This is a genomic window from Elusimicrobium sp. An273 (assembly GCF_002159705.1).
Classification (GTDB): Bacteria; Elusimicrobiota; Elusimicrobia; order Elusimicrobiales; family Elusimicrobiaceae; genus Avelusimicrobium; species Avelusimicrobium gallicola.
In genome coordinates this window covers 1-676 of sequence record NZ_NFJD01000012.1, presented here as the reverse complement: position 1 = coordinate 676, position 676 = coordinate 1, and the positions used below count along the sequence as shown (strand labels likewise).

At 51.8% G+C, this 676-nt stretch carries 1 protein-coding gene; it reads left to right on the top strand.

Features of this window, described 5'->3' with window-relative positions:
- On the top strand, positions 1-676 hold a 676-nt coding region (locus B5F75_RS07255), incomplete at both ends, for a GTP-binding protein (RefSeq protein WP_239406360.1).

Below are 676 nucleotides of genomic sequence, written 5' to 3'. Positions count from 1 at the left end.
TTGCCAAAGGCGGTGTCGTGCGTGACGCTTCCAAGATTGTAACGGTAGCGGTATCTCACGTAGAATACGAGACGGAGAAACGCCACTATGCGCACATTGACTGCCCCGGCCACGCGGATTATATTAAGAACATGATCACGGGTGCTGCGCAGATGGACGGAGCGATTTTGGTGGTATCGGCTGTAGACGGCCCGATGCCGCAGACGCGCGAACACGTATTGTTGGCCAAGCAGGTGAACGTACCGAAATTGGTAGTGTTCTTGAACAAAGTAGACTTGGTAGACGACAAAGATTTGTTGGACTTAGTAGAAGAAGAAATCCGCGATTTACTGGGCAAATATGAATTTGACCGGGACAACACGCCGATCATTCGCGGATCTGCCTTGAAAGCGATTGAAGGGGATCAGAGCGAATTGGGCGAACCTTCCATTCACAGATTGATGGATGCGTTGGACACTTGGATTCCGGAGCCGAAACGCGATACGGACAAGCCGTTCTTGATGGCGGTGGAAGACGTATTCTCTATTACGGGACGCGGAACGGTAGCGACGGGTAGAATTGAACGCGGCAAGGTGCACGTTGGGGATCCGTTGGAAATCATCGGGTTCAGAGACACGCTGAACACGGTAGCGACGGGCATTGAAATGTTCCGCAAACTGTTGGATGAAGGTATTGC